The 498-nt window shown below is 32.7% G+C and carries 1 protein-coding gene; it reads left to right on the top strand.

Translation table 11 applies throughout. From position 1 onward, the window contains the following. The first annotated feature begins 54 nt into the window (after positions 1–54). A complete protein-coding gene (locus tag RT41_RS10260; protein WP_096819311.1) occupies positions 55–462 on the top strand; it encodes a cupredoxin domain-containing protein in 408 nt (135 codons plus the stop codon). The last annotated feature ends 36 nt before the right edge of the window (positions 463–498 follow it).

Here is a 498-nt window from a genome sequence, read left to right as displayed (position 1 = left end):
GGAGCGGTATTAATAATCGCTCACAAACTACAAGCAGTAGTTAGATAGGAAAAAATGACTAGTAAAGTTGAATTTGATTTTACACAAATTAAAAAAATTAGTGTTGGCGAAGCAATAATAAAACCAACTATTCACATTTCAGTAAAAGGCGAAATTCGCTTTTATTCAATCGACATTCGTAAAACCCCATATTTTAGAGTCGCTAAAACGGGGAGTTTAGTTGGGTTTGAGTTTAGCGAAAAACCTTACGAAAACTCATTTAGTACACGAAGAGTCAGTAAGATAAATTATACGTTTAGTTCCAGTTCTAAAGGTATTCCACAAGCGATTGAGCTTTCACGAAACATTGGCTCAAAATACTATTCCGCAAATTATCCGTTAAGAAAAGATGGAGAAAATGTCTATTTCTTCGACATCACGAAACCATACAAAAAATACGAAAAGAAAGCTAAAGGTGAGTAAAAATGACAAACGAAGTAACAAATATCAATCATTTTA

The organism is Lactococcus fujiensis JCM 16395, assembly GCF_002441655.1.
GTDB classification, from domain to species: domain Bacteria; phylum Bacillota; class Bacilli; order Lactobacillales; family Streptococcaceae; genus Lactococcus; species Lactococcus fujiensis.
The sequence above is the reverse complement of the archived record's forward strand: the minus strand, read 5'-3'. Positions and strand labels throughout refer to the sequence as shown.